Raw genomic sequence first — 17,434 nt, 5'->3', positions numbered from 1 at the left:
CGAAGGCCCACAACGGCGAGCAGCAGCCGCGCAAGACGATCGTGCTCGACCAGGCCTTCGACCAGACGATCACGCAGGCTGTCGTCGACGCGCGTCTCTACTGACCGCACCCGGACTCACCGCAGCCGGACGCACCGCAGCCGGACTCGCCGCACCCGGACCGACCTCGTCCGGGCCGGCGCCGCCCGGCGACGCCCGCGCAGCCGCACCTCGCGCGGGCGTCGTCGAGCACGGCCGACGACCCCACCGGCCGGCACGCACCACCACGACAGCCGCAGGGCGACCTCCCGCCCTGCGGCTGTCGCCGTCCGACTGCGGCTGTCGTCCCCGGCGGTCGTCCCCGGCAGTCGGGCGCCGTCGTCGCTGCCCGTCCGTCGTGGCCGTCGTGGCCGTCGTGGGCCGTGGTCGTCCGCGCAGGCAGCTTGGTGCCTGGGAACTGGACGGTTGTTCGCCTCACAACTGCGACGAGTCGACCGATGGAGAGGCTCGAAGGCCCACGGACGGGCCCGACCGCGGCGTCTGCCGCACGAAGGACCAAGGACGGGACTCGCCATGATCGTCGTGACTCGCCTGACGGGCGACAGGTTCGGGATCAACTCTGATCTCATCCAGCGTGTCGAGAGCGCGCCGGACACCATCGTCACGCTGGTCGACGGGACCAAGTACATCGTCGCCGAGCCGCTCGTCGAGATCATCAGCCTGATCGACGAGCGAGCGGCCCAGGTGCTGGCCCGGTCGCAGGAGCTCCGGTCCACCGCGCGGCTCATGGCCGTCCCCGACCGGGACGACGACGAGCGCATCGAGCCCCCGCTGCCTCTACGACCTCGGAGCGTGTGATGGATCCGGCAGGCCTCATCGGCATCGGGGTCGCACTCGTAGCGATCTTCGGCGCCATGATCCTCGAGGGCGCCCAGCCCATGTCGATCATGCTGCCCGCACCGCTGCTGCTGGTGTGGATCGGCACGATCGGCGTCGGCATCGCGGGCCACACGCTGCGCGACGTGAAGAACGCGTTCGCCGCGGTGCCCGCCGCGTTGCGCTCCAAGGCGCCGGACCCGTCCGCGACGGTCGACACGGTGGTCTCGCTGGCCGACCGCGCCCGGCGCGAGGGTCTGCTCGCGCTCGAGGACGCGGCGCGCGACATCGACGACGAGTTCCTGCGCACGGGTCTGCAGGCCGCGATCGACGGCACCGACCCGGAGGACCTGCGGATCATCCTCGAGGACAAGATCCAGACCAAGCGCACGCAGGACCGGGTCAACTCCAAGTACTTCCAGGACATGGGTGGCTACGCCCCGACGATCGGCATCATCGGCACGGTCATCTCGCTCGTGCACGTGCTCGAGAACCTGTCGGAGCCGGCGACGCTGGGCCACTCCATCGCGGCCGCGTTCGTCGCGACCCTCTGGGGCATCCTGTCGGCCAACGTCATCTGGCTGCCGCTGTCGACCCGCATCAGGCGGATGTCGGACCTCGAGTGCGCGCACATGGAGGTCACGCTCGAGGGTCTGCTCGCGGTGCAGGCCGGGTCCAACCCGCGTGTCGTCGGTGAGCGCCTGCGCTCCCTGATCCCGTCGGACCTGATGACGGAGCCCGACAAGGCGGCGGCGTGAGCGGCCACGGGTCGTCGCGACGTCGGTCGCGGCGCGGTGGCGGCGACCACGAGGAGCACGTGAACCACGAGCGGTGGCTCGTGAGCTACTCCGACATGATCACCGTGCTCATGGCGCTGTTCATCGTGCTGTTCGCGATCAGCCAGGTCGACCAGGAGAAGTACGAGGCGCTGCGCCAGTCGCTCGCCCAGGGCTTCCAGGACCGCACCGGCAGCGACTCGATCCTCGACGGCAGCGCGGGCAACCTCGACGGCGAGTCGATCGTCCCGCAGACCAACCCGGCCAACGGCACCGCGGGCATGGTCGACGCCGACCTGGGACTCGGCGAGCAGGGCGCGAACCCGGCGCCCGCCGAGTCCACCGAGGCGGTCGACCCGGACCTCATGGCGGCGGCGAAGGCCGAGGCCGAGCACCTGGCCGAGATCCGTGCGGCGATCCAGAAGGCGCTCGACGCCGCCCGGCTCGGCGATGCGGTGCGGTTCCGGGTCGACGAGCGCGGGCTCGTCCTGGGCCTCGTCGCCGACGACGTGTTCTTCGCGGCGGCGAGCGCCGACCTGACGCCGACGGCCCGCCGGGTGCTCGACGCGGCGGCGCCCACCCTGCGGGGCCTGCAGGAGCAGATCTCGGTCGAGGGCCACGCCAACGTGCTGCCGATCTCGGGCCGGTACGCGACCAACTGGGAGCTGTCGACCGACCGCGCGACGCAGGTGCTGCGGCACCTCGTCGAGAAGGACGGCATGCCGGGCGCCCGCATCATGGCGGTCGGCTTCGGTGACCAGCGGCCCCTCGTCGGCGGCAAGAGCGGCGCCGCCATGGAGACCAACCGCCGCGTGGACCTGGTGATCCTGTCCGACGCGCCCGAGACCGTGCGAGCCCTCGTGCCCGCCATGACCAAGGAGTGAGTGCCGTGCCCGTGGAGCAGAGGGTCGTCGGGTCCGGCGTCAAGATCGGCGCCGGCAAGATCGGCGGCGCCAAGATCGGCAAGCCCGCGCCGGAGCCCGCGCCCGAGCCCGCCAAGGCCAAGGGTGGCAAGGGCCTCGTCGTCGCCCTGGTCGTCGTCGTACTGCTCGTCGCGGCCGCGGCGACGTGGTGGTTCGTGCTGCGCCCGCAGGACGGTGCCGCGGCCCCGGTCGAGGAGAAGGCGCCCGAGAAGGGCGAGGTCGTCGCCGTCGAGCCCGTGAGCCTCAACCTGGCGGGCGGCCACTACCTGCGCCTCGGCTTCTCGCTGCAGCTGACCGCGGACGCGCACGAGGCGCCGGACCCCGCGGTCGCGATCGACCACGCGATCGCCCTGTTCTCGGGGCGCACGGTCGCGGAGGTCTCGGACCCGGACACGCGCGAGGAGCTGCGCGACGAGCTCGCCCAGCGGCTCTCGGAGGTCTACGAGGGCGAGGTGATGGGGGTCTACCTGACCAACTACGTCACGCAGTAGCGCACGACAGCTCGCTGCACCCGCCGGCCAGGCCGGCGGCACCAGGGCGCCATGGAGGGCGCCGCACCGCTGCGCGCCCCGCGAGGGGACCCGGCCACGGAGGGCCGGCGCGCAGATCACGCAGGCGCGTGACGCCCGCGGTCGACGCCTCGAGCGACCCGGTCAGCACGACCCGCCGCAACTGCTCACAACTGGCGCCTGCCCGCCGATGGATCGGCCGTGACCGTCCTCGACACTGCCCCGGGTGCACCCGGGAGCACCCGTGAGCCGCAGGTGGAGCCGTACGACTTCCGTCGGCCGCTCACCCTCGTGCGCGAGCACGCCCGCCACCTCGAGATGGCGTTCGGCCGGCTCGCCCGGCAGTTCGGCACGCAGCTCACGGCGCGTCTGCGGGCCGTCAGCGCGCTCGAGCTCGAGCACATCGCGCTGCACACCTACGAGGAGTACATCGCGGGGCTGCCCACGCCGACCGCGATGGTCCTGTGCAGCGTCCAGCCCACCGGTCAGACCGGGGTGCTCCAGCTTCCCGTCGCCGCGACGATGGTGTGGGTCGACTACCTGTTCGGCGGCGACGGACGCGGCGACGACCGCCCCGGTCGCGAGCTCACCGACATCGAGCTGACGCTCGTGCGCGAGCTGCTCGAGCACGCGCTCGCCGACATGGAGTACGCGTTCGCGGGCATCACCCGCCTCAGCCTGGACATCCGCTCGGTGCAGTACAACCCGCAGTTCGTGCAGGCCGCGGCCGCGACCGACGCGGTGCTCGTCGCGACGTTCCGCCTGCGTGTCGGTGAGCGTGAGGACACGCTCACGCTCATGCTCCCGGGCGAGCACATGGTCTCCGCGCTGCAGGTCGCGGACGGCGTGGTCGCCACCAGCCCCGAGGACCGCCGCAAGGCCATGGCGGCGCAGGAGGACCTGACGCACGCGGTCGCCGCCGTGCCGGTCGAGGTCGGCGTGCGCTTCGCGCCCATCACGGTCCAGCCGCGCGACGTGCTGGCGCTCGCCGTCGGCGACGTCCTTCCGCTCACCCACCCGTCCACCGAGCCCCTCGACGTCGTCGTCGACGACGTCGTGCTCGCCAAGGCCGCGATCGGCAGCCACGGGCCGCGGCTCGCGTGCCGGGTCGTCGCCGTCACCGAGGAGAACCGCGCATGACCATCACCTCCCAGAACGTCGCCGTCGACGCGAGCGCGGTGGCGCAGGCCGCTGCGGCCCTCGTGCCCTCGACGGTCCCGCTCACGGCCGTGCCGTGCGCCGCGAGCGACGTGCCGACCGGGCTCGACGCCGTGGTCGCCACGTTCGTCGGCGCGCCGAGCGCGGACCTGCTGTTCGTCGCGGCCGACGCGCTCGCGGACGTCGAGGCGGCCGGTGCCGCCGCTGGCGCGCGGCTCGCCCCCGGTGACGCGCTGCGTCCCGCGCTCGAGGCCGCGGCGCAGGCGCTCGGCGCGGGCGTGCTCGAGCAGGTGCGCACCGAGCCGGTGCAGCAGGTGCTCGTGCCCGGTGCCGAGGTGTTCGCACTCGAGCACGACGGCGTCGCGGTCGCGTGGTTCGCGGTGCGCGTGCGCGCCGGCCAGACCGCAGCGCCGGCCGCTCCCGCGGGCCGGGTCCCGACGCAGCGCGGCTCGATGCGCATGCTCTACGACGTCGACATGACCCTCACGGCGCAGATCGGCCGCACGACGCTCCCGGTCCGCCAGGTCCTCGACCTGGTCCCCGGCACGGTGCTCGAGCTCGACCGCGCAGCGGGCAGCCCCGCCGACGTGATGGTCAACGGCCGCCTCATCGCGCGCGGCGAGATCGTCGTGGTCGACGAGGCCTACGGCGTGCGGATCACCGAGATCATCACCGACGAGGACGGGCGCTGAGGCCATGGACGAGCTCATGCTCGCCGCGCGCGTGCTGCTGTCGCTGGCGTGCGTCGTCGGGCTGATCTGGTACGCGGGGCGCCGCCTGGGTGCACCCGCGCGCGCGACGAAGCGCGGCGGCGACGAGCACGACGTGCGCGTCGTGGGTCGGCACGGGATCGGTCGGCACTCGGGGGTCGCGGTCGTGGCCATCGGGACGCGCCGGCTCCTGGTGGGCTACGGCGAGCAGCAGGTGACGATGCTCAGCGAGCTCGGACCGGTCGTGCCACCGCCCGAGCCGCCTCCGGGCGCCGAGCCGCGCAAACGGGCGACGGCAGCCAGACCGGCCCCGCAGCTCGAGCGGGCCAAGCCGGTGAAGAAGGCGCACGACGGGATTGCGGCCGCGGTGGGGGCGGCCGGCAAGCCCGGCGAGGCGCAGGGTGGCCCGCTCGCGGGTTCGGTGCTCGCGCCCGAGACCTGGCGCTCGCTGGTGCGCACGCTGCAGGACCGGACGGTCAGACGGTGACGCGCGTCGTCGCCGGGGCAGCGCCGACAGGCGCGGTGGACCTCGGGGCGGCACGCGGCGCCCGGCCCTGGATCCAGCGCACGCTCGTGCTGCTCGTCGTGACGCTCGCGCTCGCGGTCGTCGGCGTGCTCCTCGCGGGCCCGTCGTCGGCGGCCACCACGCCGCCGCCCGCGCCGACGACCCCCGGCGACTCCGTCTCGGTCTCGCTGAACGGCGTCAACGGCACGCCGAGCTCGTCGGTCGTCGTGCTGATCGCGATCACGCTGCTGTCGGTCGCGCCCGCGCTCGTCCTGATGATGACGAGCTTCACCAAGATCTTCGTCGTCCTCGCGCTGACCCGGAACGCGCTCGGCCTGCAGGGCGTCCCGCCGAACCAGGTGCTCGCGGGCCTCGCGCTGTTCCTGTCGATGTTCGTGATGTCGCCCGTGCTGGGCGACGTCAACGACTCTGCGGTGCAGCCCTACCTCAACGGTGAGTTCTCGTTCAGCCAGGCCGTCGAGGTGGGCCAGGGGCCGCTGCGCGAGTTCATGCTCGCGCACACGCGGGAGCAGGACCTTGCGCTGCTGACCCGTGCCGCGGACGTGCCGAACCCGGCGACGCCCGCCGACGTCGAGCTGACCCACCTCGTGCCCGCGTTCCTGCTCTCCGAGCTGCGCTCGGCGTTCATCATGGGCTTCGTCATCTTCGTGCCGTTCCTCGTCATCGACCTCGTGGTGTCCGCGGTCCTGATGGCGATGGGCATGATGATGCTCCCGCCGGTGATGATCTCGCTGCCGTTCAAGATCCTGCTGTTCGTCCTCGTCGACGGCTGGAGCCTGATCGTCACGTCCCTCATCAGCTCCTACACCGGGAGCGGTTGATGGATACCAACGCCGTCCTCGACGTCGCCTTCGACGCGCTCGTGCTCGCCGCCAAGCTCGCCGCTCCCGTGCTGGTCAGCGCGCTCGTCGTCGGCTTCGTGGTCTCGCTCGTGCAGTCCGTGACCCAGATCCAGGAGATCACGCTCAGCTTCGTGCCCAAGGCGCTCGCCGCGGGCGTGGCGCTCATGGTCTGCGGGCACTGGATGATCACCGAGGTCGTCACGTTCACGCACGAGCTCTTCGCGCGCATCCCCTCGCTGGTCGGCGGCTGACGTGGGGCCGATCGCGCTGACGGTGCCGCTCGTCCAGGTCGAGACCGTGATGCTCGCGAGCGTGCGGTTCGCCGCGTTCTTCGTGCTCGCGCCGCCGTTCTCGCACCGCGCGATCCCCGCACAGGTCAAGGTCGCGCTGTCGCTGGGCCTGGCGCTCGCGGTCTCGCCGCGCATCGAGCCGCTGGCCGACGACAGCACGCCCGCGTTCGTGGCGGCGCTCGTCGCGCAGGCGCTCGTGGGCGCCGCGCTCGGCTTCGGCGTGCTCATGGTGTTCTCCGCGCTGCAGTCCGCGGGCGGGTTCATCGACATCTTCGGCGGCTTCCAGGTGTCGTCCGGGTACGACCCGCTCGGCATGACGAGCGGCGCGGTGTTCCAGCGCTTCTACCAGCTGCTCGCGCTCGTGCTGCTGTTCGCCTCCGACGGCTACCTCGTGGTCCTCGGCGGGCTCGTGCGCACGTTCGACGCGTTGCCGGTCGACGCGATCCTCGACCCGGGAGCGGTCGCGGAGAACCTCGCCGGCGGAGTCGGCCAGCTGTTCCTCGCGGCGCTGCAGATCGCCGGACCGATGGTCGTCGTGCTGTTCCTCGCGGACGTGGGCCTGGGCCTGCTGACGCGCGTCGCACCCGCGCTCAACGCGTTCGCGCTGGGCTTCCCGCTCAAGGTGCTGCTGACCCTGATCATGTCCGGGTTCGCGGTCGTCGGCCTGCCCCACGTCGTCGAGGCGCTCACCGGCCGGTCCGTGGCCGACCTGATGGGGGTGCTGCCATGAGCGACGGGCAGGAGCGCACCGAGAAGGCCACCCCGCAGCGGATGAAGGACGTGATCCGCAAGGGTCAGCTCGGACGTTCGCAGGACCTGTCCGCGTGGCTCGGGCTGGGCGCCGCGGCACTCGTGCTGCCCGCCCTGGTCAGCCGCGCGCAGGCCGCCGCCGAGCAGCAGGTCGCCACGATCCGCCAGGTCGCCCGCAACCCGACGACCGACGGTGCGATGGCCGCGCTGACGGACGGGCTCGGCAGCCTCCTGGGCACGCTCGGGCCGATGTTCGCCGTCGTCGTCGCGGTCGCACTCGCGGTCGGCATCGCGCAGGGCGGCTGGCGCCCGCGCCGGTTCCGGATCGTGCTCGACCACCTCAAGCCGAAGTCGGCCGTGGCGCGGCTCGTCGGCAAGCAGGCCTGGTGGCAGGGCGCCAAGACCCTGCTCAAGAGCGCGGCGGTCGGGATCGTGCTGTACAGCGCGATCCAGGCGATGGTGCCGCTCGTGCTGGCCTCGGGCCGCCTGCCGCTCGGTGAGCTGCTCTCGCGTGCGGGCGGCGGGGCGACGAACCTGATGCGCCTGGGCATCTGCGCCGGTCTGCTCCTCGCGGCGTTCGACGTGTTCGTCGTGATCCGCCGCAACCGCAAGCAGACCCGCATGACCCAGCGCGAGGTCAAGGAGGAGCACAAGCGCACCGACGGCGACCCGATGGTCAAGGGGCAGATCCGCTCGCGGCAGATGGCGATGAGCCGCAACCGCATGCTCGCCGAGGTCGCGAGCGCCGACGTGCTGCTGGTGAACCCGACGCACGTCGCGGTCGCGCTGCGCTACGAGCCCGGGACCGGTGCGCCGCGGGTCGTCGCCAAGGGCGCGGGCGCGGTGGCCGCCAAGCTGCGCGCGCTCGCGTCCGAGCACCGCGTGCCGATGGTCGAGGACGTCCCGCTCGCGCGTGCGCTGCACGCGTCGTGCGAGCTCGGGCAGGAGATCCCCGCGCACCTGTTCACCGCCGTGGCGACGGTCCTCGCGTTCGTCATGTCCCTGCGCCGCCGCGGCGCGGCCGCGGGCCACCACCGTCTCGCCACCGGGCCGACCCTGTCGCCCGACGACTCCACCGACCACCGGGCCGCCGCACGCGCGGCCCGCCGGCCCGCCCGGGCCGGCACGACGACCGCGACCTCCGGGAGGACGCCGTGAAGAACCGCTCGATCGCGCCCATGGCGGTGCCGGCAGGAGTCGTCGGCGTCGTCCTGCTGCTCGTCGTGCCGCTGCCCGCAGCGCTGCTCGACATGCTGATCGTCGTGAACATCACGGGCTCGCTCGTGGTGCTGCTCACCGCGATGTACGTCAAGCGACCGCTCGACTTCTCGGTGTTCCCGTCCCTGATCCTGGTCCTCACGCTGTTCCGGCTGGGCCTCAACGTCGCCTCCACGCGGCTCGTGCTGCGCGACGGGTACGCCGGGCAGGTGATCGACGCGTTCGGGCACTTCGTCGTCGGCGGGTCGCTCGTGATCGGCCTCGTGATCTTCCTGATCCTCGTCGTCATCCAGTTCGTCGTGATCACGAACGGTGCCGGCCGCGTCGCCGAGGTCGGCGCGCGGTTCACGCTCGACGCGATGCCCGGCAAGCAGATGGCGATCGACGCCGACCTCAACTCGGGCCTGATCGACGAGGACACGGCCCGCAGGCGACGCGCGGACGTGGCCGCCGAGGCCGACTTCTACGGCGCGATGGACGGTGGCTCGAAGTTCGTCAAGGGTGACGCGATCGCGGGCATCGTCATCACGGTCATCAACCTCATCGGTGGGTTCGTCATCGGCATGGTGCAGATGGGGATGACGCCCGACGAGGCGCTGCAGCGGTTCAGCCTGCTGACGATCGGCGACGGCCTGGTCACCCAGATCCCCGCGCTGCTGCTCTCGGTCGCCACCGGCATCGTCGTGACCCGCTCGACCGCCGAGGGCGACATGGGCACCGCGGCCGCGGGTCAGCTCACGCAGTCGCGCACCGCGCTCATGATCGCGGGCGCCGGCGCGATCGTCCTCGCCCTGATCCCCGGCATGCCGAAGCTGCCGTTCATCCTCGTGGGCTCGGTCCTGCTCATCACCTCGCAGCGGATCAAGACCGCCGAGCGCAAGGCCGGTGCCGAGGCGGACGCTGCCGCGGCGGGCGCGGCTGTCTCGCAGCCGTCGTCCGACTCGCCCGAGCAGCTCATCGAGCAGATGCGGGTGCACGTGCTCGAGGTGCTGCTCGCGCCCGACCTGGTCTCGCTCGTGGGGGAGGGCCCCGACGGCGACCTGCTCGGCCGCGTGCGCGCGCTGCGCCGCAAGGTCGCGCTCGAGCTCGGCATCGTCGTGCCGCCCGTGCGGACGCGCGACAGCGTCGACCTGCCGACCTCCACGTACGCGGTGCGGGTCGCGGGGGTCGAGGTCGGCCGCGGGCAGGCACCCGCGGGGCGCGTGCTCGCGCTCGGCGACGACCTCGCGGCGCTGCCCGGCACGCCCGTGGTCGAGCCCGTGTTCGGGCTGCCCGGCAAGTGGGTGCCCGCCGAGCTGCGGCATGCCGCCGAGCTCGCGGGGGCGACGGTCGTCGACCGCGTGTCCGTGCTCATCACGCACCTGGGTGCGCTCGTGCAGCAGAACGCGGCGCGCCTCATGACACGCGAGGACGTCCGCGTGCTCACCGAGGGCGTCAAGCGCGTCAACCCCTCGGTCGTCGAGGAGCTGATCCCCAACCTCATGAGCCTCGGCGAGGTCCAGCGCGTGCTGCAGGGCCTGCTCGCCGAGGAGGTCCCGATCCGCGACCTCGGCCGCATCTACGAGGCGCTCACGCTGCGCGCCCGCACGAGCACCGAGCCCGAGCAGCTCGTCGAGGCCGCCCGCGCCGCTCTCGGCCCGGCACTCGCGGCGCCGCACGTCGAGGACGGCGTGCTGCGCGTCGTGACGCTCGACCCGATGCTCGAGCAGTCGCTGCTCGAGGGCCTGCGCCCCGGCGACGGCGGCTCGCAGCTCGTCGTCGACCCGGTGCGCGTCGACGCGGTGCTGCGCCAGCTGCGCGAGTCCGTCTCGCAGGCCGAGGCGAGCGGCCGCTCCGTGGTGCTGGTGTGCGCGCCGACGATCCGGCCCGCGCTGCGCCGGCTCGTCGCGCTCGGCCTGCCGCGCCTTCCCGTCCTGTCCTACGCCGAGGTGACCGGCGCGGGAGTGACCGTCGAGACGACCCAGGTGGTGAACGGTGGCCACGCGATTGCTGCTTGAGGGCGCGGAGCTGGCGGCGCTGCTGCAGCACGTCGCCACCGAGCTCGGACCCGACGCGCGGGTCGTCAGCGCCGAACGCGTGCGCAGCGGCGGCTTCGCGGGCTTCTTCCAGCGTGAGCACTACGAGCTGACCGTCGACGTGCCGGACCGGGTGGCCGCGCCGCCGCACCCCCGCCTGCGCCGCGCCGCGCCCGCGAGCATCGAGGACCTCGTCGACGCGGCCGACCAGGCCGACGACGCCTCGGGCCTGCCGGGTGCGCCCGCGGTGCCCGTGGTCTCGACGGGCGGCGAGGCGTTCGCGGACGTGCTCGCGCAGGTCCGCGCGCTGGCCGGCGAGGGCGGGGGACTGCCGGTCGCCGCGCACCAGTCCATGCGGACCGAGGTCGTGCGCACCGAGGTCGTCGCGTCGCGCCCGCCCGAGCCGCAGCCCGAGCCGTTCGTGCGCCGGCTCGCCGAGCTCGGCGTCCCGGAGTCGTTGCTCGCGCACCGTCCCACGACGATCTCGGCGTGGGCCGCCGCGCTCCCGCCCGCGCCCGTGCCGCAGCGCGATCCGGGCCGCGTGCTCGTCGTCGCCGGTGCGCCGGGCGTCGTGGACACGACCGCGACGCTCGTCGCCGACCGGCTCGACCTGCCGTCCGACGCGGTCGTGCTCGCCGGGACCCCGGTGGCCCGTGCGGGCACCGGGCGCGGCCGTCCGACGCGCCAGCGGCCCGCCGACGCCGCCGCTGCCGAGGCGTGGCGCGCGACCGCGGGCCGGGCCGCGCACGCGTGGGTCGTCGCGCTCGCCGTCGGGGACGGGCCCGACGAGCGCCAGGCGGGACGCGACCTGCTGCGCGCGTTCGCCGGTGACCAGGCGTGGGCCGTGGTCGACGCGCGCACGCGCACCGCGGACGCGCGGGCGTGGCTCGCCGACGTCGGACCGTTCGACGCGCTCGCCGTCCGCGGGCTGTTCGACACGGCCGAGCCGGGTGCGGTGCTCGCGCTCGACACACCCGTCGCGTGGTTCGACGGCATCCCCGCGACGCCCACGGCCTGGGCGTCGGCGTTCGACCGCGCGCTCGACGGCGGCTCCGCGGGCTGGTGAGCCGGGGCGCCCGCCCGCCCGGTCAGGACGCCGAGGGGGTGTGCGACGCGAGCGTGCGCCAGGCGTCGCGCGCGTCCGTCAGGGTCTGCCGCACGGCGGAGGCTTCCCGCGTGCGGGCCGCGCGGTCGTCGGGCGGGACGCGGTCGAGGTGCTGCTCGACGCGCGTCAGCTCGTCCAGCAGGAAGCCGCAGTGGTCGGCGATCGAGGCCGCCTCGGCCGGGACCCACTGCTCGGCAGGCGTCAGCCACTCGACGTAGGGCGTCGACCCGGGCGGGATGACGCTCACCTCGAGCGCCCCGGACAGCCACTGCGCGGTCACCGACGCCGGCTGGTCGGCCGGCGCGGCCAGCGCGCCGCGTGCGAGCACGACCGCGGCCTGCGCCTGCCGCCCGATCATCGCCAGGCACGCGACGACGAGCGGCCCGTCGGGGCCCCGCGAGCTGCTCACCGCGAGGTCGAGCACCGCCAGGGCCTCGAGTCCGGGGTCGTCGAGGTCGAGCTCCGCACGGCGGAGCTCGGTGAGCTCGTCGAGCTCGCGCTGGGTCTGTCCGTAACGCACGACGAGGTCGTCGTCATCGGACTGGTTGCTGGACTTCATGCCTCGTGCCGTGCTGGGGCCCGCGTCGGCGGGACGAACCTCACCCGCGTGACCGCGGTCCTGCGGCGTGATTACGCCTGCATACCGACGAACCGTACGACGAGGCGACCCGTACGTCCACGATTTGCCGCATCCCAGCTCTCGGGCGTCGAGACCCGGACCGTCGCGACGACCGACTCACCGGGCCCGAGCTGCGGGGGTACGCCCTCGACACGGACCTCGGGCTCGTCGACGAAGCCCTGGCCCGAGGGCACAGGCGCCCACGCGAACGCGGACGTCACGAGCACGTCGGCGTCCGCGTCGTTCGACACCTGCACGGTGAACGTCCGGACGTCGCCCGGGACCAGGCCGTCGAGCACCGCACTGGGCAGCGTCACGTGGTCGGCGGCCGCGACCACGCCCGGGACGTCGGGCAGCTCGAGGCGCAGCGCGGTGCCGGGCTGCACACGCGCGTTCGTCGCGAGGTCGCTCGCCTCGGCCGTCTGCCGGACCGCGATGCCGACCGCGACCGCGCTGACGCCGACGAGCAGGACCGCCAGGGCGCGCCGCCAGCGGTCCTTCGTGCGTGCGCGACGCCGCGGACGGTCCTCGACGCGCGCGGTGCGGCGCGTGAGCAGCACAGGGACGCTCTCGCCGGCGAGCAGCGCCGGGCGGGCGGGGGCGTCGTGGGCGGCCACGCCCGTCTGATCGACGCGCGGGCAGTCGGGCTGAGCGGTTCGCTCCGGTATTGTCGCGAGCATGCTCGTGCTCACCCGCCGTGCCGGCGAGAGCGTCGTGATCGGCGACGGGATCGTCGTCACGATCATCGACGTCCGCGGCGACGGCGTGCGGATCGGCATCGACGCACCCCGCTCGGTGAAGGTCCACCGTGCCGAGGTGCTCGAGGCCGTCCGCGCCGAGAACGTCGGCGCCTCGGTCGCCGACGACGCCGCCGAGGCGGCCGCCGCCGCGCTGCGGTCGATCCGCCCCGGCCCTGGCGCGCCCGTCGCCGGTGCGCCCGCGGACCCCGAGCACGGCTGACGCAGCCTCCTGCGGTCCCCCCGGTGCGCGCCGTGCGCGCGCCTGAACGCGGTTGACCTGGCCCGTCGCCGTCCCCGCGCCTGAGCCGCCCGTCCGGCGTCCCCGGACAGACAGCCGCCTTGTGTGCACGTCGACGTGCACCCCGGTTCGCACCGCCTCCAGGTTCGCGCCGCGCACACCTCAGAACGCGCGTCGTGCAGCCGATGAGACGGGTCGCCGGGCGGCATCGACAGCCCCCTGCAGGAGGGTGTCATGGAGGAGATCGACGAGATCGTCCACGAGTTCCTGGTCGAGAGCCACGAGAACCTCGACCAGCTCGACCGCGACCTGGTCGCGCTCGAGGAGACTCCCGGGTCGCGCGAGCTGCTGAGCAGCGTGTTCCGGACGATCCACACGATCAAGGGGACCAGCGGGTTCCTGGCGTTCAACCGGCTCGAGCGGGTCGCCCACGTGGGCGAGAACCTGCTCGTGGACCTGCGTGACGGGCGCCGCTCGATGGACCAGCCGACGACCGACGTCCTGCTGCTCATGGTCGACACCGTGCGTGACCTGCTCCGCGAGATCGAGCGGACCGGTGGCGAGGGCGACGTGGACGTCGAGCCCGCCGTCGCGGCGATCACCCGCGTGCACGACGAGCCCGCCGGCGCACCCGTGGCGGCGGCGCGCCCCACCTCGTCGGACCCCTCCTCGTCGGACTCCGCCTCGTCGGATTCCGCCCCGAGCGAGACCACCGCGGCCGAGACCATCCCGTCCGAGACGACCCCGGCCGAGACGACCCCGGCCGACGCCGTCCCCGCCCCGACCGGCGCAGCGCCCGCCGAGCAGGACGAGCCGGACGCGGCGGACGACGCGCCCGCCGAGCAGGACGACACGCCCGAGGAGGCCGCACCCGTGGACGAGCAGGTCCCGCCCGCCCCCACCACGCCCGCGACGACGCCCGCTGCCGCACGGACCGCCGAGAACGGGCGTACCGGTCTGATCCCCACCCCGCGCTCGTCGGAGGCCGGCGTGCCCGGCGACGAGATCGGCACGCAGCGCAACGCCGCGGACTCCTCGATCCGCGTGGACGTCGAGCTGCTCGACCAGCTCATGCGGCAGGTCGGCGAGCTCGTCCTGACCCGCAACCGGATCAGCCGTCTCGCGTCGTCGGCGCAGGACGTGGACCTGGCGCGCTCCGCGCAGCAGCTCAACCTCATCGCCTCGGAGCTGCAGGAGGGCGTCATGCGCACCCGCATGCAGCCCATCGAGCACGTGTGGTCGAAGATGCCGCGCGTCGTGCGCGACCTGGCCGCGATGTGCGGCCGCGAGGTGCGCCTCGAGATGGTCGGCGGAGACACCGAGCTCGACCGCAGCCTCCTCGAGGCCGTCAAGGACCCGCTGACCCACCTGGTCCGCAACGCCGTCGACCACGGCATCGAGCCGCCCGAGGTGCGGACGGCCGCGGGCAAGCCCGCGCAGGGTCTGCTCGAGCTGCGCGCCTCGCACGCGGGAGGGCAGGTCTCGGTCGAGGTCCGGGACGACGGCCAGGGCATCGACCCCGACGTCGTCGCCGCCAAGGCCGTCGCCAAGGGTCTGCGGACCGCCGAGCAGGTCGCGGCGATGAGCGCGAACGAGCTGCTCCAGCTGCTGTTCCTGCCGGGCTTCTCGACCGCCGAGAAGGTCACGAACGTCTCGGGCCGCGGTGTCGGCATGGACGTCGTGCGCACGCGCATCGAGGCGATCGGCGGCACGGTCGACGTCGAGTCGGCCGTGGGTGCGGGCACGGTGTGGCGCCTGCGGATCCCGCTGACGCTGGCGATCATGCCGTCGCTGTCCGTGGAGTGCGCGGGCGACCTGTACGCGCTGCCGCAGGTGCACGTGGTCGAGCTCGTCGCGCTCGACGCGCAGCGCTCGGACTCGGGCATCGAGTACGTGCACGCCGCCCCCGTCTACCGGCTGCGTGGCGAGCTGCTCCCGCTCGTGTCGCTCGCGGGCGTCCTCGGTGTCGAGGTGCCGCAGGACGAGCAGCCCGCGGTGATCGCGGTCGTGCAGGCGGACCAGCAGCGCTTCGGCCTGCTCGTCGACCGCGTGCTGACCACGGAGGAGATCGTCGTGACGCCGCTGGCGGCACGGCTCAAGGCCATCGGGATCTACTCGGGTGCCACGGTGCTCGGCGACGGCCGCGTCGCGCTCATCCTCGACGTGCAGGCGATCGCGCGGCGCGCGATCTCGCGCGACAGCGAGCTGTCGGCGCGCGGTGGCGAGGAGACGACGGCTGCTCGCGCCGAGGTCGAGCAGGTGCTCGTCGCGGGCATCGGCGGCGGCCGTCGGGTCGCGATGCCGCTCGCGTCGGTCGCGCGTCTCGAGCACGTGCGGGCCGAGCAGGTCGAGCTCGTGGGCGGCCGTGAGGTCGTGCAGTACCGCGGCACGATCCTGCCGCTGGCCCGCCTCGACCGGCTCCTGGGCACGTACGCGCGCGAGTCCGACGAGCTGCTGCTCGTCGTGTACACGCGCGGCAGCCGCTCGGTCGGCCTGGTCGTCGAGGAGATCATCGACATCGTCGAGGACGAGGTCACGAAGCACTCGAGCATCGACGACAACGGCCTGACCGGATCGACGGTCCTGGGCGAGAAGGTCACCGAGCTGCTCGACGTGCGCTCGGCCATCCTCGCGGCCGACCGCGAGTTCTACGACGACCCTGCGCCGGACGACGTGTTCGCCGGTCTCGACGAGCTCGTGGGAGCGACGCGATGAGCAGCTATGTGACGTTCACGGTCGACGACGGCCTCTACGGCGTCGACGTCCAGCGTGTGCAGGAGGCGCTGCGTGCGCACGCCCGCACGCGGGTCCCGCTGGCCCCCGAGGGGGTCGCCGGCCTGGTGAACCTGCGCGGCCAGGTGGTCCTCACGGTGGACCTGCGGCCGCGCCTGGGGCTGCCGCCGGTGGGCGAGGACGCCCAGCAGATGATGGTCGTCGTCCAGGTGGGCGGCGAGACCGTCAGCCTCCTGGTCGACGAGATCGGCGACGTGGTCGACGTCGAGCCCGACCGGGTCGAGGCTCCACCGGACACCCTCGACCCCGCGATCCGCCCGCTCATCCGGGCTGCCTGCACGCTCGACGAGCGCCTGCTGCTCGTCCTCGACGTCGACGAGGCCGCCGCGGCCTGAGCGCAGGGACACCACCACCGTTCGGCGCGATGGCGCCGTCGACCTGATCGGTCGACCCACCACCACCGCGACACTTCCAAGGAGGCCTCATGAGCACCACCCCCGCCGTGCAGGCGCGACCGCGTCGCGCCCGCTGGTTCTCCGACCGTGGACTGCAGACGAAGATCTTCTCCGTCTTCGGCCTCCTCGGCATCGTCGCCGTGGCGTGCGGCTGGTACGCGCTCTCGTCGCTCGAGCGGTCGAAGGACGACCTCGCGACCGTCGCGACCATGCAGGACGAGATCACCGACGTCCGTGCGATGGTGCACCAGAACCAGATCAAGGGTCGGCTCCTCATCGCGCAGATCGCGGCGTCGCAGACGCGTGCCGACAAGGACACGTGGACGAAGAAGCTCGCGGCCAACGACGCCGAGCTCAACGCCCAGATCGACGCGTTCACGGCGACGGAGGCCGGCGGCATCGACTCCTGGGTGCAGTTCCTCGCGAACTACGACGCGTTCCTCGACGTGCGCGACGGCCAGCTCGTCCCCGCGGCCCAGGGCAACGACCTCGCGGCCTACGCCCAGGTCCGGGACGACGTCGCCCAGCCGCTCATCGACGCCTACGCGGCCGACCTCGACACCGTGGCGGCGGAGATCACGGCCTACGTGCACGGCATGGCGGACTCCGCGACCTCGCGCACGGCGAGCGCGAAGACCGTCATGATCGTCGCGCTGGCCGCCGCCCTCGTCGTCTCGATGACGCTGGGGTGGTTCGTGGTGCGGGGTATCCGCCGCTCGGTGAGCCAGGTGCAGGGCTCGCTCGAGGCCATGGCGCAGGGTGACCTCACGGTCGTCGCGCACGTCGAGAGCGCGGACGAGGTGGGCCGCATGGCGACGGCCCTCGCGGCCGCCCAGGCCTCGGTCCGCGAGACGCTCGGGGGTGTCGTCGAGACCGCGCAGACGGTCGCCGCCGCCGCCGAGGAGCTGGCCGCAGCGTCGCAGCAGGTCGGCTCGACCTCCGAGGAGACGTCCGCGCAGGCGGGTGTCGTCG

Annotated in this window: 19 protein-coding genes; 17 read left to right on the top strand and 2 right to left on the bottom strand. The window is 73.5% G+C overall.

Features of this window, described 5'->3' with window-relative positions; translation table 11 throughout:
• The first annotated feature begins 552 nt into the window (after positions 1–552).
• From CPE01_RS15845 to CPE01_RS15785, 13 genes are all read left to right on the top strand, one after another.
• Entirely contained in the window at positions 553–837 is a 285-nt protein-coding gene (locus tag CPE01_RS15845) for a flagellar FlbD family protein (protein ID WP_146807771.1), read from the top strand.
• On the top strand, positions 837–1,613 hold the full coding sequence (locus CPE01_RS15840; protein ID WP_146807770.1) for a motility protein A: 777 nt from the start codon (positions 837–839) through the stop codon (positions 1,611–1,613). The genes CPE01_RS15845 and CPE01_RS15840 overlap by 1 nt, the downstream gene beginning before the upstream one ends.
• On the top strand, positions 1,610–2,515 hold the full coding sequence (locus CPE01_RS15835; RefSeq protein WP_146807769.1) for an OmpA/MotB family protein: 906 nt from the start codon (positions 1,610–1,612) through the stop codon (positions 2,513–2,515). The genes CPE01_RS15840 and CPE01_RS15835 overlap by 4 nt, the downstream gene beginning before the upstream one ends.
• A 5-nt stretch (positions 2,516–2,520) precedes the next feature.
• Positions 2,521–3,045 carry a flagellar basal body-associated FliL family protein gene (locus CPE01_RS15830; RefSeq protein WP_146807768.1) on the top strand — a complete coding sequence of 175 codons (525 nt, stop codon included), beginning with the start codon at positions 2,521–2,523 and terminating at the stop codon, positions 3,043–3,045.
• Positions 3,046–3,264: 219 nt separating this feature from the next.
• Positions 3,265–4,203: a flagellar motor switch protein FliM gene (locus tag CPE01_RS15825; RefSeq protein ID WP_146807767.1), complete on the top strand. Its 939-nt coding sequence runs from the start codon at positions 3,265–3,267 to the stop codon at positions 4,201–4,203.
• Positions 4,200–4,913, top strand: coding sequence for a flagellar motor switch protein FliN (gene fliN / locus CPE01_RS15820; RefSeq protein WP_146807766.1), 714 nt, complete (start codon positions 4,200–4,202; stop codon positions 4,911–4,913). Before CPE01_RS15825 ends, fliN begins: the two co-directional genes overlap by 4 nt.
• Positions 4,914–4,917: 4 nt before the next feature.
• Positions 4,918–5,418, top strand: a complete 501-nt coding sequence (locus CPE01_RS15815) for a flagellar biosynthetic protein FliO (RefSeq protein WP_146807765.1) — start codon at positions 4,918–4,920, stop codon at positions 5,416–5,418.
• Positions 5,415–6,278, top strand: coding sequence for a flagellar type III secretion system pore protein FliP (fliP, locus tag CPE01_RS15810; protein WP_488193153.1), 864 nt, complete (start codon positions 5,415–5,417; stop codon positions 6,276–6,278). Before CPE01_RS15815 ends, fliP begins: the two co-directional genes overlap by 4 nt.
• Positions 6,278–6,550 carry a flagellar biosynthesis protein FliQ gene (gene fliQ, locus CPE01_RS15805; RefSeq protein WP_146807764.1) on the top strand — a complete coding sequence of 91 codons (273 nt, stop codon included), beginning with the start codon at positions 6,278–6,280 and terminating at the stop codon, positions 6,548–6,550. The genes fliP and fliQ overlap by 1 nt, the downstream gene beginning before the upstream one ends.
• Before the next feature lies 1 nt (position 6,551).
• A complete protein-coding gene (locus CPE01_RS15800; protein WP_186811589.1) occupies positions 6,552–7,319 on the top strand; it encodes a flagellar biosynthetic protein FliR in 768 nt (255 codons plus the stop codon).
• Positions 7,316–8,497 (top strand): EscU/YscU/HrcU family type III secretion system export apparatus switch protein, encoded by a 1,182-nt coding sequence (locus CPE01_RS15795; RefSeq protein WP_146807763.1) that lies wholly within the window; start codon positions 7,316–7,318, stop codon positions 8,495–8,497. Before CPE01_RS15800 ends, CPE01_RS15795 begins: the two co-directional genes overlap by 4 nt.
• Positions 8,494–10,554 (top strand): flagellar biosynthesis protein FlhA, encoded by a 2,061-nt coding sequence (locus CPE01_RS15790; protein WP_146807762.1) that lies wholly within the window; start codon positions 8,494–8,496, stop codon positions 10,552–10,554. Before CPE01_RS15795 ends, CPE01_RS15790 begins: the two co-directional genes overlap by 4 nt.
• Positions 10,532–11,638, top strand: coding sequence for a hypothetical protein (locus CPE01_RS15785; RefSeq protein ID WP_146807761.1), 1,107 nt, complete (start codon positions 10,532–10,534; stop codon positions 11,636–11,638). Before CPE01_RS15790 ends, CPE01_RS15785 begins: the two co-directional genes overlap by 23 nt.
• Positions 11,639–11,660: 22 nt before the next feature.
• Here the strand turns inward: CPE01_RS15785 and CPE01_RS15780 are convergent, their stop codons facing one another.
• Both CPE01_RS15780 and CPE01_RS15775 read right to left on the bottom strand, forming a co-directional pair.
• Complete coding sequence (locus CPE01_RS15780) at positions 11,661–12,236, bottom strand: hypothetical protein (protein WP_146807760.1); 576 nt, start codon at positions 12,234–12,236, stop codon at positions 11,661–11,663.
• Positions 12,237–12,307: 71 nt separating this feature from the next.
• Positions 12,308–12,913, bottom strand: a complete 606-nt coding sequence (locus CPE01_RS15775) for a hypothetical protein (RefSeq protein ID WP_146807759.1) — start codon at positions 12,911–12,913, stop codon at positions 12,308–12,310.
• Between the two features lie 61 nt (positions 12,914–12,974).
• Between CPE01_RS15775 and csrA the strand changes: the two genes are divergently transcribed.
• The 4 genes from csrA to CPE01_RS15755 form a co-directional block, all read left to right on the top strand.
• Positions 12,975–13,256: a carbon storage regulator CsrA gene (gene csrA, locus CPE01_RS15770; protein ID WP_146807758.1), complete on the top strand. Its 282-nt coding sequence runs from the start codon at positions 12,975–12,977 to the stop codon at positions 13,254–13,256.
• Between the two features lie 252 nt (positions 13,257–13,508).
• Positions 13,509–15,989, top strand: coding sequence for a chemotaxis protein CheA (locus tag CPE01_RS15765; protein ID WP_146807757.1), 2,481 nt, complete (start codon positions 13,509–13,511; stop codon positions 15,987–15,989).
• Positions 15,986–16,402, top strand: coding sequence for a chemotaxis protein CheW (locus CPE01_RS15760; RefSeq protein ID WP_146807756.1), 417 nt, complete (start codon positions 15,986–15,988; stop codon positions 16,400–16,402). Before CPE01_RS15765 ends, CPE01_RS15760 begins: the two co-directional genes overlap by 4 nt.
• 89 nt (positions 16,403–16,491) lie before the next feature.
• Positions 16,492–17,434: Tar ligand binding domain-containing protein (locus tag CPE01_RS15755; RefSeq protein WP_146807755.1), on the top strand; the 943-nt coding region annotated here is incomplete at its 3' end.

Source organism: Cellulomonas persica (assembly GCF_007989825.1).
Taxonomy (GTDB): Bacteria; Actinomycetota; Actinomycetes; order Actinomycetales; family Cellulomonadaceae; genus Cellulomonas; species Cellulomonas persica.
This window is presented reverse-complemented; position numbering and strand designations above follow the sequence as displayed.

Excerpts from the sequence above, each read along its gene's own strand:
- CPE01_RS15845 (WP_146807771.1), top strand. The coding sequence starts at position 553 with ATGATCGTCGTGACTCGCCTGACGGGCGACAGGTTCGGGATCAACTCT.
- CPE01_RS15840 (WP_146807770.1), top strand. The coding sequence starts at position 837 with ATGGATCCGGCAGGCCTCATCGGCATCGGGGTCGCACTCGTAGCGATC.
- fliN (WP_146807766.1), top strand. The coding sequence starts at position 4,200 with ATGACCATCACCTCCCAGAACGTCGCCGTCGACGCGAGCGCGGTGGCG.
- CPE01_RS15815 (WP_146807765.1), top strand. The coding sequence starts at position 4,918 with ATGGACGAGCTCATGCTCGCCGCGCGCGTGCTGCTGTCGCTGGCGTGC.
- fliQ (WP_146807764.1), top strand. The coding sequence starts at position 6,278 with ATGGATACCAACGCCGTCCTCGACGTCGCCTTCGACGCGCTCGTGCTC.
- CPE01_RS15795 (WP_146807763.1), top strand. The coding sequence starts at position 7,316 with ATGAGCGACGGGCAGGAGCGCACCGAGAAGGCCACCCCGCAGCGGATG.
- CPE01_RS15780 (WP_146807760.1), bottom strand. The coding sequence starts at position 12,236 with ATGAAGTCCAGCAACCAGTCCGATGACGACGACCTCGTCGTGCGTTAC.
- csrA (WP_146807758.1), top strand. The coding sequence starts at position 12,975 with ATGCTCGTGCTCACCCGCCGTGCCGGCGAGAGCGTCGTGATCGGCGAC.
- CPE01_RS15765 (WP_146807757.1), top strand. The coding sequence starts at position 13,509 with ATGGAGGAGATCGACGAGATCGTCCACGAGTTCCTGGTCGAGAGCCAC.
- CPE01_RS15760 (WP_146807756.1), top strand. The coding sequence starts at position 15,986 with ATGAGCAGCTATGTGACGTTCACGGTCGACGACGGCCTCTACGGCGTC.